Annotated in this window: 14 protein-coding genes and 3 pseudogenes; 15 read left to right on the forward strand and 2 right to left on the reverse strand. The window is 41.5% G+C overall.

Translation table 11 applies throughout. From position 1 onward, the window contains the following. Positions 1–629 precede the first annotated feature (629 nt). Positions 630–1,529: a GNAT family N-acetyltransferase gene (locus H1230_RS13060; RefSeq protein WP_239715937.1), complete on the reverse strand. Its 900-nt coding sequence runs from the start codon at positions 1,527–1,529 to the stop codon at positions 630–632. Between the two features lie 383 nt (positions 1,530–1,912). On the opposite strand from H1230_RS13060, the gene H1230_RS31620 reads away from it, so the two are divergent. The 14 genes and pseudogenes from H1230_RS31620 (at position 1,913) to H1230_RS13120 (ending at position 13,854) form a co-directional block, all read left to right on the forward strand. Beyond that, positions 1,913–1,963, forward strand: a complete 51-nt coding sequence (locus H1230_RS31620; protein ID WP_239717291.1) for a thioredoxin domain-containing protein — start codon at positions 1,913–1,915, stop codon at positions 1,961–1,963. Positions 1,964–2,076: 113 nt separating this feature from the next. Continuing rightward, positions 2,077–2,619 (forward strand): 2'-5' RNA ligase family protein, encoded by a 543-nt coding sequence (locus H1230_RS13070; RefSeq protein WP_239715939.1) that lies wholly within the window; start codon positions 2,077–2,079, stop codon positions 2,617–2,619. Positions 2,620–2,670: 51 nt separating this feature from the next. After that, positions 2,671–3,267: a DUF2441 domain-containing protein gene (locus H1230_RS13075; RefSeq protein WP_239715941.1), complete on the forward strand. Its 597-nt coding sequence runs from the start codon at positions 2,671–2,673 to the stop codon at positions 3,265–3,267. Between the two features lie 390 nt (positions 3,268–3,657). Further along, positions 3,658–5,010 (forward strand): IS4 family transposase, encoded by a 1,353-nt coding sequence (locus tag H1230_RS13080; protein WP_239714794.1) that lies wholly within the window; start codon positions 3,658–3,660, stop codon positions 5,008–5,010. Between the two features lie 135 nt (positions 5,011–5,145). Further along, positions 5,146–5,319: pseudogene (locus H1230_RS13085) on the forward strand (DUF255 domain-containing protein); the annotation flags it as partial. A gap of 556 nt (positions 5,320–5,875) precedes the next feature. Continuing rightward, positions 5,876–6,481 carry a hypothetical protein gene (locus H1230_RS13090; RefSeq protein WP_239715944.1) on the forward strand — a complete coding sequence of 202 codons (606 nt, stop codon included), beginning with the start codon at positions 5,876–5,878 and terminating at the stop codon, positions 6,479–6,481. A 95-nt stretch (positions 6,482–6,576) separates the two neighbouring features. Further along, complete coding sequence (locus H1230_RS13095; protein ID WP_239715945.1) at positions 6,577–6,870, forward strand: hypothetical protein; 294 nt, start codon at positions 6,577–6,579, stop codon at positions 6,868–6,870. Between the two features lie 331 nt (positions 6,871–7,201). Next, a complete protein-coding gene (locus H1230_RS31625; protein ID WP_481857173.1) occupies positions 7,202–7,318 on the forward strand; it encodes a hypothetical protein in 117 nt (38 codons plus the stop codon). Positions 7,319–8,177: 859 nt separating this feature from the next. Beyond that, positions 8,178–8,357 (forward strand): annotated as a pseudogene (locus H1230_RS13100) (DUF255 domain-containing protein); the annotation flags it as partial. 333 nt (positions 8,358–8,690) lie between these two features. After that, positions 8,691–9,017 carry a hypothetical protein gene (locus H1230_RS13105; protein WP_239717293.1) on the forward strand — a complete coding sequence of 109 codons (327 nt, stop codon included), beginning with the start codon at positions 8,691–8,693 and terminating at the stop codon, positions 9,015–9,017. Between the two features lie 129 nt (positions 9,018–9,146). Next, positions 9,147–9,464: pseudogene (locus H1230_RS31630) on the forward strand (DUF4304 domain-containing protein); the annotation flags it as partial. 556 nt (positions 9,465–10,020) lie between these two features. Further along, positions 10,021–10,557, forward strand: a complete 537-nt coding sequence (locus H1230_RS13110; RefSeq protein ID WP_239715948.1) for a hypothetical protein — start codon at positions 10,021–10,023, stop codon at positions 10,555–10,557. Positions 10,558–10,665: 108 nt separating this feature from the next. Further along, positions 10,666–12,765 (forward strand): thioredoxin domain-containing protein, encoded by a 2,100-nt coding sequence (locus tag H1230_RS13115; protein WP_239715950.1) that lies wholly within the window; start codon positions 10,666–10,668, stop codon positions 12,763–12,765. Positions 12,766–12,867: 102 nt separating this feature from the next. After that, the gene (locus H1230_RS13120; protein WP_239715952.1) at positions 12,868–13,854 is read left to right on the forward strand and encodes an aldo/keto reductase; all 987 of its coding nucleotides are present in this window, start codon (positions 12,868–12,870) and stop codon (positions 13,852–13,854) included. A gap of 82 nt (positions 13,855–13,936) precedes the next feature. Here the strand turns inward: H1230_RS13120 and H1230_RS13125 are convergent, their stop codons facing one another. Beyond that, complete coding sequence (locus H1230_RS13125; RefSeq protein WP_239715954.1) at positions 13,937–14,152, reverse strand: hypothetical protein; 216 nt, start codon at positions 14,150–14,152, stop codon at positions 13,937–13,939. Between the two features lie 168 nt (positions 14,153–14,320). On the opposite strand from H1230_RS13125, the gene H1230_RS13130 reads away from it, so the two are divergent. Beyond that, complete coding sequence (locus H1230_RS13130; RefSeq protein ID WP_239715956.1) at positions 14,321–15,160, forward strand: DegV family protein; 840 nt, start codon at positions 14,321–14,323, stop codon at positions 15,158–15,160. Positions 15,161–15,180: the final 20 nt, after the last annotated feature.

Genomic DNA, 15,180 nt, shown 5'->3' on the forward strand with positions numbered 1-15,180 from the left:
ACACTTTGCCGGTTGGCATATGAAATGATTATGCTGATCTATTATTTACTGGTTTCCTTGTTTAATAGCAAGACAGTATAAAGCAAGAACAAAAGCCTATACTCCTAGGTTTTTGTTCTTTTTTTGTGGTTCAACCTCAAAATCAGTGCTTGAGATGAGGAACTGCTTGTGCGACCCATTTATCGAAACCTTAGCAATTGTAAAATTGGTCTAGCGAGATTCATCCCGACTACATCACCTAAGGAATAACGTGAACAAAAAATGGTTATGTAGAAAGCAAGAAACAGGGCAATATTGGAGTGCTTTATGATTCTCAAGTCAAAACTCCCCATTTGGATAGATTAGTCCAAGAAGCAGAGGCGAAGTACCATAATGAGATGAAATAATAATAGGCATATTGCTTACAAAACAACGGGCTCCCGGTGGAAGAACGGAGAATACTTCGATTATGAAATAAAAACAAGCCGGCGCATAATTGGTTATGTGCATCGGCTTGTTTTTATTGAGTTTCGGGCCATCGCTTTCCCTTTGTCATGCACAATCAAAGCATCCATGGAGCGATTGCCAAAATTCATTTTGCGAAGCGCACCGCCGTCAATGACAATGTCGCCTCTCACATTTTATTATGTTTATCTTTTTACTTTCTTCGTCCATATGGTAGAGGTACTAAATGGATGCAATCCAATACTGTAATAGAACTGTTGTGAAGAGCCTACTAAAGCAGTCTTTGCCCCAAGCTCTCCAGTACGTCTGATTCCCTCTAAAACTGCCGCCTTCCCTAATCCCATCTTTCGATAATCAGGATCTGTTGCTACTGGTTCTATCACTGCAAAACCAGCTTCTAGGTCATACCACATTCCACAGTAGGAAACAAAATTCCCATCAGGTGAAACAACAGCCACCTTTAGACTTAAGTCTACATTAGGACGCAGCATTTCTTCATTTGATGCTTGCTCGTCTTCTTTTGAAAATGTGAACTCTCCTTCACCATTCAATTCATGGTTAAATCCTTTCCACAATACACGTCTATATTGGTAAAGGTCATAAGTATCCTTCATGGTAGTAATATAAAATCCTTCTGGCAAATTATATTCAGTTGATGTTCTGTCCATATAAAAAATTGCATCATTTTCTTTCTGATCTGTTGCAGTAAACCCTGAATGTGCAGCAATGTCTTGAAACTTTAAATCCGAGTCTGAAATTACTATGCAAAACTTTTCATCTTTATTCAGATTATCCTTTGCATATAGCAACATCTCTTTTTTTAAGAAAGCGTATTCTGGAAAAGCTAAACAATAGGAGTCTCCGAGCTGGCAGTCAAAAGTAGCTACCCCCACAATTTGTTCAGCATCCTCCCATATACCAATTCTCCCCACAGTAGACTTGTCTAAGTGTCCGTGCGTTGTCATCCAATCCCATCTTGCATATGTGAATTCAGAATATCCCAGCTTTACAAGGAATGACCTGACTTTATGATAGTCTTCTGTAATACCCGCTTGATTTGTATAGTTTCTAAACTGTATTGTCATAATTTACTTCCCCTTTTTTATTCTATTATATGTTCAGATAAATACGGTTTATATCCCTACTTTGAATATAATTATTCTATACCGATTGTTCCTGAAGAGGAACGAATCAAGGTGCTGGGAACGCATTAGAAGTTGAAGACATTGTGCCAAAACGCGGCTGTAGAATGCAGTTCAGAGTAGGTCAAAGCAAGAAACGGTTTTTTATCTGGGGAAATTTAGTTCATTTGGAAGGGGAGTAGAGAACTTTGTCGAATAAAAAAGAGATTGGGGTACTGGAGTTTTTGGAATAATTTCTGATGATCTTAGCGAGAAATTGATGACCATGAATTTCCGGTCCCTTACTAAATCTTCCCTGGTTCTCTTGGTCGGAAGAGGCTTTTGAAATCGCAAAGCGCGACAACCAATCGATCTTCCTTTCTATTGGGTATAGCTAGTTAGCTACTGGATACATGTTGAATGGAGAAGCTACAAAAATATATGAAATAACAACACGTTCAACAAACGTGAAACAATAGCCGAATAGTTCCTTTTTAAGGTGGGTGTAAAATTGCAGTATTTTTTAGGTATTGTTCCTCCAAATGAGTACAAGGAACAAATAATCAGATTTCAAAATCGTTGGTCTAGTAATCGCATTTTGGATGTGGTAGAACCTCATGTTACCGTTAAAGCCCAAGGAGGACTTAACCAGGACATGGTTTGGATGGATAAAATCAAAGAGGTATGTTCTTCATTTTCGCCTTTCCAGCTATCGCTTTCTGAAACGGCGTCGTTCGGCAACTCTGTTGTATACATAAGCGTTCAATCGAATATGATTTTTGAGCTACATAGGCGTCTGGTTGAGGCAGTGATGCCATCACAGGAACTTATTGAACGATATTTTGAATTGGACAATTACGCACCTCATTTGACACTGGGACAAACCTATTGGGGTATGAATGAAACAGAACTGGAAGCTATGAAATTTGATTCAAGCAAGGCGTTATCCCCATTTCCAACTTTTACTGTGACGCGCGTTCGGGTATATAAAGAAGTTGAACCTGACAAGTACGTACCTTATGAAGATATTCGATTGGACGAGTACGAGAGTTGATTGGTAATGTAGTGAAATATGTAAATAATATCTTTGAATAGGGGATTTTACATGGAAGAAGAGAATGAATTGTACGTTTATCATATTGTTACTAGAAAAATAATGTATCCTAGACAGGTGATTTATTTTGATAAAGACAAGAAAAACCAATTATATAACTTCTTTTTTGAAAAGGAACAATTCAATTCTAAAGGTGAAGACTTTATTCAAATTTTAAACGGTCATTATACAAATGAAGGCTTGAAGATGGATAAAGAAAATGCCGAAGTAGCCATTAAGTATGTAGGACAAACAATCAGAGCCATAAGAGAAGTGATAGTTGAAATGGTAAGACTACAGGAATATCCTGAGTATCCATCGAGATTGTCTTGCTTATATGCTGCAAAGAGCTACAAAGACGCTTTGAAGTGGAAGGAATTATTTGATTCTTATAATCGGAAAGTTTTGCAAATTGTTAAACTAAGGGTTAATGGAAATATCTTTGAAGGTGATGGAGACTTATTACCGAAGGAAGATGCGGTTCCCTTCTCCCAAAAAATTGAACAAGCCAGGGAATACTGGAAAGGTAACGTGAACAACGAGCTTCCTGAGCTTTTAATTAACGGGGAAATTGAAGTGGTCGAGATTATTGAGGATTTTTCTGCTTAAATTAGGTTTTAAAAGAATGATTGATTTAACGGAGACTGAGAACTCAATAATATACACCGCGATGGCTACTGTAGGACTTTATTTCTCGAAACCCTTGATTACTAAAAGAAGCTATCCGTTAAAACCCTCATATTTTATTTGATGCTTGAACAATTCAGTTCTTTCTTGGGAATTTATTGTATTTATTGGAATGACTGATTCAAAGAAATCCATTACAATTAAGAATTACCTAATTATTTACTCAACTTTCGCACCTGGAATATTGTCTTAAACCCATGAGGGCGTAAGAAGAATTCAATACTTTTATTGCTATTGACAAAAAACACCTTACTTGTTTGGTATCATGGAAGTGTCGAATCAACCATGCCAACAAGAAAGGTGCGTAACCCTATGTTACAACAACATTCCCTGTCTGAACAGTCTCGCTTTTCCAAACTTTTTGTCACTCTCCATATCGGGAAAACCTTACGACACGCAGGTATTTCCAAATCCTTTGGTCTTTCGAGTCTCGCGGTTTTTCAAATCGTTTTCTCTTTAGTCTTCGAAGGTAAGAACTGGTTTCGACTCCTAGAGAGTGACCGTGGAGCAGATCTTCCAGGCAAAGATGTTATCTATCGGTTTTTAAATCAAGCTTCTTTTGCTTGGCGGCGCTTCTTGCAGACCTTAAGTCTTCGCATTGTGCTCTATTTCGAATCGCTTATTTCATCTTCGCGTGTACGAGTATTCATCGTTGACGATTCCGTGTTGAGCCGAAACCGTAGTAAAAAAGCAGAGTTACTGGCACGAGTATTTGACCATTCCACGGGCAAATTCATTAAAGGCTACACCCTGTTAACGTTAGGCTGGTCGGACGGGTTTAGCTTCGCTCCGCTTGACTTTGTCATGCTTTCTTCGGCCAAGCTGGCCAATCGTATTTGCGAAATGGCTTCGAATCTCTCGAAACGCAGCGCCGGGTACAAACGTCGAATGGAGGCTTTTTCTCGGAAGCCGGATGCCGTTGTCGCCTTGCTGGAACGGGCTTTGAAAGCGGGATTCACTGCCGACTATGTGCTTATGGATAGCTGGTTTACCCAAGTTCCACTCCTTCGTCAGCTCACCGGCAAAGGCCTTGGTGTGATTGGCATGGTCAAGGAAATGAAACAACACTATCTGGTTCAAGGAACACGAATGACGCTGCGTGAAGTCTTTCAAAGCCTTCCCAAATCGAATGCCAAAGACATTAAAGGCTCTGTCATCGTACAGACGACCTGCGGTCTACCCGTGAAACTTGTTTTTGTGCGCAACCGAAATAAAAAACGAGAATGGCTCGCGATTTTAAGTACAGATGTGACGCTAGATGCAGCTGAAATCGTACGAATCTACGGCATGCGCTGGAGTATAGAGACCTTTTTCAAAGTCACCAAAAGTTATTTGAAACTGGGAACCGAGTTTCAAGGTCGTTCCTTCGATCAACTGATTAGCCATACAACGATTGTATTCAGCCGTTATTTAGCGATGGAGTACGAACGGCGTCAATCGAGTGATGACCGAACACTTGGAGGTCTCTTTTTTCTCTTCGCGGATGAAGTCCGCGATCTGGATTATCAGACCGCCCTCCAGCAACTCATGAATTTATTTCTTGAAATGTCCCAAGCCAATACTAAGAAGAACAAAACGTCCGTTTTTTGTCAACTAGAGGAATGGATCTCTAGTTTACCCAGCTATATCAAGGGTTTGTTTAGAGATTTGAGCTGCGAAAGTTGAGTTATTTATAAGTTCCTTCGAGAAAAATAGTAGAGGACATTATAAGTTAAAAAGGCACTAACCCCCGTTAGTGTCTTTTCACTCTCGAGCGGGTAATACTAACAATGACCCATTCCGCACAAGGAGGTTACATAAATGGAATTCAAAGAAGGCCAACAGCCTAATCGATTAATAAATGAAAAGTCCCCATATCTATTACAACACGCACACAACCCCATGGATTGGTATTCTTGGGGAGACGAGGCTTTTGCAAAAGTCAAGTCCGAAAACAAGCCGATCTTCCTAAGTATCGGCTATTCGACCTGCCATTGATGGCATGTCGGTGAATTCCACTAATTTAACCTCAACGTTTTCGTCCCACCCCTGAGTCAGTTCCTGTTTTATTCTCCTTAGCTCTGTTCCTACTAATTCCTTGCTGTACTTGAATTCATACATTTTGAAAATCAATTTACCTGATCAAATCAAATGTCATAAGTCTCTTATACGAGTTATGCAATGTTTCATACATGTTTTACTAAAAATTGAAATACGAATTCAGCAAGTCAACTCGATAGACTGAGAAAATTTTTAGTGATGCATATCATTTTAAAATGTATGAATTCGCATGCCTTAGAAGGCTGTTTAGGAGGTCAGATATTGTTAGCTAATTAAAGGTGGGGGGTGGTTTACATCAAAATGAAGTTGTTTGAATAACGAAAGGGGGATAGCACTTCCACAGCTCGACTATGAGTGAAACTGGAGCGATACGACATAATGTAAATTCCAACATAGGGTACAATAATGAAGGTGAGATTTAAGTTAAATCCGCAACTGATAATAAAACGATGAGAGATATGTTCCTTATTGGAGTAAAGGGGGCTTTAATATGCTTCGAAACATGATAGATGCCATAGATAATGGAGTATTTGAAAATGATGTTTATTTAAGCTTAGTAAGCTTTGTAGTTAATGGAAATAGTATAATACTCACTCTTGAACTTACATATCAGGATGATGAGAACGTACTTCAAAAATGGGAAGTTCAGTGCAATGATTTTGGTGAACACAAACTTGAACTATTTTACTTTTCTGATTTTAAGGTTTTAGAGGAACATGTATATTTGTGGGACTACAATAATGATTATTTTGAACTTTATTTCAATGGACACGTAAAAGACAGCAAGAAGATAATTGGAGAACTTTACATTGCCCATAGAGATATTACAAATAACCTAATTCCTTTTGGAACATATATAAATGGGAAAATAGAATGGTTACTAGGATTTGATATAGGTTTGTTCGCTAAAGCCCCAATGAATCTTATTAGGGAATATTTTAACGTGCTAGAGGATAACGGTTTGAATGGCACGTTGCTTCCAACCAAAAGTGATAAGCAATGGAACGGTAAGCAAACAGATTACAAGGTCTTAATTTTTGGTGATTCGTATGTGATTGCCAAAGAATTTATTGCAATTCAACTTGATAATAGTTAAAAGTACGAAATTTATTTAGATAGGGGTTCATCATGAACAATGAAGAGTTTGTTCAAGTTGTCAAACTATAGGTTAGGGATTCTGCTATATAAACCATGATTAAACCAGCAGGGAGAAGACCAAGACAAAAGCATGTAGAACTATCTAACTGGTTCAATCAGCTTTCAGAGGAAAATCAATTGATGGTTCGAAGGGTATTAACAGAAGCTGTAGATAGTGCTTTATTTGGTTTGTTTGCTGTAATTGATGGAGTTCGAACAATAGAGGATTCATCTGATAAAAGAGAAGTTGAATTGTATTATGTCAGAGGACAAGTAAAGAAATTGATAAATAAACCTGATGATGAAGACCTTCATGATTGTTTTAATTTCTTAACTCAATCGGAATGAAAGAGCAATTAAACTGATAGGAGCGTCGGAAATGAGTAATAGAAAATGGATTTTCTCTGAGATACGATGGCGTTCACATTGAAACGAATCTTAGATAATAAGTCAACAATTAAGTATACTTCACATGATGCAGAAGATGGCATGTGGCAATTCCTTGATGGAATTGAAATAGAGATTGATGATTCTGTTATCGTTAGTCTACAAGAAATTCTTGAATACGACCCATCCCTAGCAAAGATCAGTTGACCTAGGACATTGTACCATTTGTGGGAAGTATCATGACGAATTACCTTTAAGTTACGGCGGTGATGCACCTTATTAATGGTATCAGATACCTCCTGATGAGCGAGAGGGTAGATGTGAGATAAATTCGGATTTGTGCGTGATTGACGAAGAGGGTTTTTTTATAAGACGGATTGTCAAGCTAAGTGTGACACCTCGTCCATGAAGCTCAGCTGGGAGAACGCTTGCATCGCATGCATGAGGTCGTCGGTTCGATCCCGATTTAAAATTGTTTGAGTGTACGATGTATAAGAAACTTGAAATCTGTGCAAGATATATTTGACGGTGTGAAGAGAGGTGTGGTTCCGTTGGACCATTTGGTGCTAGGGCTACAAGAGGAATTTAACTAATCACTAAGTCAACTGAAAGCGAGGGGTTGTGTCGCAGAGCATCTCTGAACACACACGCCTAGTAGCATTCCTTTAAAACGGAAAGTGAACAAGCGGTGCCCAAGTATTTCTAATGATGTGAAGTGTGACTTTTAAAGATACTCGAACGATCAAACACCGTCGAAGGGGAGCCTGTAAAAGGGCTCCTTTTTCTATTGCTTAAACGCAACAGTCCATTCCGAAAATGTTATGGTTATAATGGACTAGATGCTACGAAGGGACAGTTCCAAAAGTAGCGAGCGCTTTAATTTCTGTAACGGAACCTGATCGAGGTAGAGCAGAACTATCTCTTAATGCTGGAATTACAGCTAACGAATTAACCTCACAGAAAGATTATTTATTTGCATTAACACCATTTCATTCTGATGAGCAGAAAACGATGAAATAATAAGAGAAATATGTGTTAGCGCTTCTTTGAGATTTGAGAGAGGTGATAAGAAGTTTTTGAATGCTGACATATTACCTCATATATTAAGTCTATTCAAAGAGCCAGGGTTGTCATAGGTCCTGGTTAAGTTTCGGTAGCTGAATCAAGCAATACTTTAACAAAAAGACACTAACGAGGGTTAGTGTCTTTTTGTTCACCAATGGGTAGTAATAAAAATGGCAACATACGTGCTCAAGGAGGTTACATAAATGGAGATAATAGAAGGCCAACAGCCTAATCGATTGATAAACGAAAAGTCCCCATATTTATTGCAACACGCACATAACCCCGTGGACTGGTATCCATGGGGAGAAGAGGCATTTGCCAAAGCGCAAAATAAGCCGATCTTCCTGTCAGTCGGTTATTCAACCTGTCACTGGTGTCACGTCGGTGAATTCCACTAGTTTAATCTCAACGGTTTAGTCTCCCCCCCTAGTCGCTTCCTGATTTATTCTCCTTATCTCTGTTTCCACTAATCCCTTGCTGTACATGAATTCATACAGTCTTAATCATGATATGCATCACTATAAATTATCTCTCAGTCTATCGAGTTTACTTGCTGAATTCGTATTTCATTTTGTTGGTATTTTCGTAAATGTTATAAGCACTTCTACAGCCCGAATAAGGATGAATTGTATTGCGACACAATTAAATATAATTCCAACATATGGTACAATTGAATCCTTAAACAAACTGGTAAGAAGGCGATATTAGTGAAAGACATGCAATATTCAATTTGGATTGAAGCCGAGCAATGGGCTGAAGGAGAATGGAACATATATGATGATAACACTGATGCAATAGTTACATTTGTAGACGGTTCAAGGTGGGTTGCTTCATTTTTCACATACAAGAACATACAGTCCCTCGCTGAAAAGAATCAACAAACTGGAGAGTGCTTACAAGGGAAGTATTTCTGGGGTAGTGACATGGTTCTGGTGGATGAATGTAGTCGCAAACGTATTGAAGAAGTGGTTGAGCATTTGATATTCAAAGGTGACTTTGAAGTTATTTTTGATAAATGTGTCGAGGATAATATGGACGTATGAATGCAAGATTCTATCGCTAAGGGGATTGTTTATCATGTCTATGCAGAATGTATTGAAGCAAGTCGTAAAATAAACCATTGCTCCCTTGTTTAAGGTAGAGAGGTTTAAGAAGCAGGGCAAAACTTTGCCCATGTTTGTTCTAACTTCTCTGCGACAGTGAACATTCAGTCATCAAAGTGGAATACAGAAGATGAAGTTGAGTTTTTTTTCAATACAGGCATTTATATAGAGGAATTATTTGGAACAGTTCATCTATACCCGAAACCATCTTTTCCAATGGAAATAAATTCAGTTTTACGGATTCGTGGCACTGAACTAACGAAAAATGATAGTTGGTACAGATTGACTATCAATACTAAAGTTGAACAACTTAAACGAATGATAGTGAAAGACATTACAGAGTATATACTCCCTCACCTCGGCAGTTTGAAAGTATTAACGATGTAATCAAAGTAATGGAGTTACGAGAGAAAGATGGGATTTACGAGAATCCCCATTACTTAACGGTACTCTATTGCTCAATAGGTGACATGGAAAAAGCACAGGCTCGCATGACAAGAGTGTTTAACGAACTGAAGCTAAACCCTCAAAAAGAGTTTGCTACAGGATTGGCTTACCGATTAGGTCTGCAAGTGCAATTACGGTGAACCTTATAAGTAAACATAAAGTCGTCGTTTGGGATGTTCGTTATGCGATTTACAGATTCTCTTCTCTTCTCTAGACAAGAGGTGATTGCCGTGGACAACCGAAGGTTAATAAAAGCTCGTATTATTTATATTTTTGAATACTTTAAGAAATACGAAAACGAGACAGGAATTGGGTTATGGATTTGTTCTAAGCGAAGACGAATATTCAGACGTAACAATCGAGTATTGGGGAAAATGAAATCAGAAAGGACGTAAAACAAGTTCTTTGTTTTATTAAAATAAAAATTCATAAACCTATCATAAGAAGGTGAAGAATAATTTCACTCCAGCCTCCTGTATTCGAGATTAAGTACGAGTTGTTTGAAGATGATATAGAGGAACTAAAAACGATTGAAAGAGGAATATTTGATAAAGAATGGCATCAGATCTATGGACCCTTTACTTTGGTTGTGGGTGGCCATGAGTTCATAGCATACCCAACTCAGAATATACCTTTATCAGCTAAAAGGTTATATTCAGAATTGATACTTACACATTTTGATCTGCTTATTGATGTTTATAATTCTTTGAAATCTTATGATTATATAGCGTTAAAATATGTTGAAAATTCTTGGACTTGGTTAGAAATACAGGTTGAGAATGATATCCTAGTATTAAGTGAATTGAATTATGAGACTACTATTTTAAAAGATTTATTCATTATTGATAAGTCTGTACTGAAAATTGCATCATTCGGTTCATTTTCCAATATTAGAATAAGCAAAATTGATTTTCTTAGTGAGATAAGAATTAAAACAATTCAATTTTTTGAGGAGATTCAAGGAATAAACAGTAATATCTTAGATTCTGTTTGTTTTTCTAAAGTATTGAACTTTTATAATATATATAAGTAGGATGGAATAGGTATGCAAAGCTTATGAGGCACTAACCCTGTTGGTGTCTTTTTGCCATTCAATGGGTAATACTAACAATGACCCATTCCGCACAAGGAGGTTACATAAATGGAACTCAAAGAAGGCCAACAGCCTAATCGATTGATAAACGAAAAGTCCCCATATTTATTGCAACACGCACTTAACCCCGTGGACTGGTATTCATGGGGAGAAGAGGCATTTGCCAAAGCGCAAGCGGAAAATAAGCCGATCTTCCTGTCAGTCGGCTATTCAACTTGTCATTGGTGCCACGTAATGGAACGCGAGTCTTTCGAGGACGAGGAAGTCGCCAATTTACTGAACGAGAACTATATTTCCATAAAAGTAGACCGCGAGGAGCGGCCGGATATTGACGCGCTGTATATGTCAGTGTGCCAGGCGCTCACAGGGTCGGGCGGGTGGCCGCTGACGGTACTGCTGACACCGGAGAAGAAGCCTTTTTATGCGGGGACTTATTTTCCGAAACGGCGGATGTTCGGGCGGTTGGGAATCATGGATGTTCTAGAGCAAATCCGCGACAAGTGGGCACAGGACGGAGCTTCTTTTACCCGGCTTGGAGATGATCTGCTGGCTGAGCTGCAATCGTCAGAGCAGAAGGATCGCCAGAGTGGAGGCGCTGAAGTAGGTGAAGAGCTGCTGCATGAGGCTTTCCAGCTGTACGAGCGTCAGTTCGATGAGCAGTACGGCGGGTTTGGCAATGCACCGAAGTTTCCTTCGGCGCATAATCTTTCTTTTTTGCTGGCGTATAGTCAGGCCTATGATAAACCGGAAGCGTTACAAATGGTGGAAACTACACTGGAATCGATGTTCCGTGGTGGATTATATGACCATGTTGGCTTTGGATTCTCTCGTTATTCGACGGACCGGGAGTGGCTCGTCCCTCATTTTGAGAAAATGCTCTTTGATAATGCGTTGCTGGCTTTCGTCTATTTGGAGGCTTTTCAGATTACTAGAAAGCCGTTGTATGCAGAGATTGCTGAGAGTGTGTTCACGTATGTGCTACGGGATATGACTTCACCGGAGGGTGCGTTCTATTGTGCGGAGGACGCTGACTCGGAGGGTGAAGAAGGTAAGTTCTATGTGTTCTCCCGGGATGAGATTGAGGAGGCGCTTGGCTTGGAGGATATGCATTCCTACTGCCATGTATACGGGATAACACCGGAGGGGAACTTCGAAGGTTTCAATATTCCGAATCTGCTCCAGGACATGCCGGATGAGATGGCCGAGAAGTTGGGCATGAATCCGCTGGGTCTGCGAACCCGGATGGAGGAATGGCGGGAGAAGCTGTTTGCTTATCGGGAGCAGCGGATTCACCCCTCTAAGGATGACAAGGTGCTGACGGCCTGGAACGGGCTGATGATCGCGGCGTTGGCCAAAGGCGCGAAGGCGCTGCAAAAGCCGGAGTATGCCAAGGCTGCCGCTGCCGCAGCAGATTTCATATGGGAGAAAATGCGGCGTGAGGATGGCCGACTGCTGGCTCGCTATCGGGACGGGGATGCGGCTATAATGGGTTATGTGGACGATTATGCCTTTATGCTCTGGGGTTTGACGGAGCTGTATGAGGCTACCGGCAAGGCCGTTTATCTGGAACGGGCGTTAATCCTGAAGGATGGACTGCTGGAGTTGTTCAGGGACGAAGAGCACGGCGGCTTCTTTTTTTGTGGTCGGGATGGAGAGCAACTGCCGATTCGTTCCAAAGAGCTGTACGATGGAGCGATGCCGTCCGGTAATTCGGTGGCCGCCAAGGTTCTATGGAAGTTAGCAGCCGTTACACAGGATGTGGAGTTAAAAGGAATTGCTGAACGCACCGCTGGAGTCTTGGGAGCAGCCGCTTCTGCTTACCCAACAGGTTATGCGATTTATCTGCAGGCGCTGCTAGCTATGGTTGGTGGCGGCAAGGAGTGGGTCTTGTCTGGGAAGCACGATGATCCGGCGCTGCATGGTATGCTGGCCCAATTCCAACAAGCCTATATGCCTGATGCTGCCTTGCTCGTCAAGTGGGAGGGAACTGGAGCGGAAGACATTGTGAAGCTCCTGCCCCATCTTGCCGATAAGCCGTCTATTCACGGGGCGGCCACTGCGTATGTGTGTCGTGATTTTGCCTGTCGGGAACCAATCACTAACGTAGAGGCAGTTAGGGAGCTTCTGGCTGCTAAGGGTAAGGCATAAGCGGGAATGAATAGCAGGGGGAGCGGCTGCTGCGGTCCGTTATTCCCTCTTTTCATGAAAGTAGAGCACCAATCATACTCTCTTACGAAGGGCGGGAATCCATTGAATACAAGATCATTAGGCAAGGGTAATTTAGAGGTTTCGGCTTTGGGACTCGGTTGTATGGGAATGTCCGATTTCTACAGTGGACGGGATGAAGACGAGTCTATTCGCACGATTCACCGGGCGCTGGAGCTTGGAGTTAGTTTACTGGATACGGCGGATATGTATGGCGTCGGCAAGAATGAAGAGCTGATCGGCAAAGCGATCAAAGGACGGCGGGACGAAGTAGTATTGGCTACTAAGTTTGGCAATATGCGCAGTGAAGACGGGAAGTTTCTAGGTGTCAACGGCCGCCCGGAATATGTCAGAGCTGCTTGCGAGGCCAGCCTGCGCCGTCTGGGTGTTGATTATATTGACCTGTATTACCAACATAGGGTTGATCCTAATACGCCAATTGAAGAAACAGTTGGTGCGATGGCAGAGCTGGTACGTGAAGGAAAGGTCCGCTTCCTAGGTTTATCCGAAGCTGGACCTGCTACGATCCGGCGTGCACATGCAGTGCACCCGATCGCGGCACTGCAGACGGAATATTCGCTGTGGAGTCGGGATGTGGAAGACGAGATTTTGCCGGTCTGCCGTGAATTAGGCATCGGTTTTGTTCCTTACAGTCCACTGGGACGGGGATTTCTGACCGGTCAGATTCTTAAGTTTGAGGACTTGGCAGAAGATGATTACCGCCGCTTCTCGCCCCGTTTTCAGGGAGAGAATTTCAAGAAGAATCTCGATCTTGTAGAGCGAATCAAAGAGATTGCTCTCGAGAAGGGCAGCAAGCCGTCGCAATTAGCGTTAGCATGGCTGCTGGCTCAAGGCGAAGATATTGTACCAATTCCAGGTACCAAGCGGACGGTTTATCTGGAGGAGAATATCGGGGCATTGGCGATTGATTTGACGAAGGAAGATTTGGCGCGGATTGACGAAGCAGCTCCCATGGGTGTGGCCTTCGGCACCCGCTATCCGGAAGCGAACATGAAGAGCGTAAGCCTGTGATGCAGGCCTAGATAAAATTAACGCATGCTGAAACAACCTGCTGCCAATCGGCGCAGGTTGTTTTATTTGCAATCCCCATTGTTCACTTGTTATTTTTAGGAATGACGCGCGTTGGTCTCACTACCCAGTTATCACGCTTCATCGGTTTTACGGTATCCGTGCGGGGATTCGGAATTTCAATAGTAGCCTCAGTTGTATTCGGTTCCGCAGCAGTTGTTGCTTCTGTGCCTGCAACGTCCTTTTTCACCAGACCACGTCCGTTATGTTTACCTTTGTTCCATACTTTGTCCTTGCTCATTCTTTACACTCCATTTCTATACGCATATTTATAAACCATATCACACTAAGGATCACGAACACAATTCCAGATGCACAAATAATGCCATTTTACAAGTTATAAAGGATACTGGAGTTTCCAAAGGGTGATCGCTATAATAGTACTGATATTGAAAGGAGAGTCCCTATTATGGCTATTAAGATTATTACTGACAGCGGTTCTGATCTACCCCGTGAATACATGGAAAAATATAATATTTCGGTGATCCATCTGCCAGTTCATTTTCAACATGAGCTGATGCCGGAAGATACAGATGCAGAGACTTTTTATGCTAAAATGCGCGAATCCAAAGAATTGCCTACTACAGCCAGTCCAAGTCCAATGGTATTTCTGGAGAAGTTCATAGAAGTGGAAGCAGGCACTGACATTTTGGTTATCTGCATGTCCGCGAATATCAGCAGTACTTATCAGGCTGCGATGATTGCTATGGAAATGTATAAAGACGAAGGACATACCAATGCGATTGAAGTTATAGATTCCAAGAATTTCTCCGGAGGCCTTTCGCTGATTGTTGCCATGGCGGGCAAGTGGTCCCTGACCTGCTCAAGTCTGCTGGAATTGAAAGAAAAGGTAGTTCAGCAAAGCCAAGATGTACAAGCTTATTTTACGTTGGACACACTAGAGAACGTGATTAAGGGCGGGCGGCTAAGCCGATTGTCGGGTGCGGTTGCTTCGGTCCTCAATATTAAGCTGCTGCTTAAGATCAGCGATGAGGGAACAGTAGAGGTAGTGGAGAAGACACGTGGACTTCCAAAGGCTCTAGCCCGTCTGTTGGCCCGTCTCGAAGAGAAGCAATATGATTATGAAAAGGCCGTTGTCGCTATCGTACATAGCAATTGCGAGAAGCTGGCTCTGGAGATCAAGGAACGGATTCTTGAGAAATACCCCTTCAAGGAGGTTGTCTTCTCCAATATGGGTCCGATTATGGGCACCTATGCCGGTGAAGGCGGAATTGGGGTAGCTTTTTAGCAGTTATTTGTGGAGCATTC

The organism is Paenibacillus sp. 19GGS1-52, assembly GCF_022369515.1.
In the GTDB taxonomy this organism is placed as follows: domain Bacteria; phylum Bacillota; class Bacilli; order Paenibacillales; family Paenibacillaceae; genus Paenibacillus_AQ.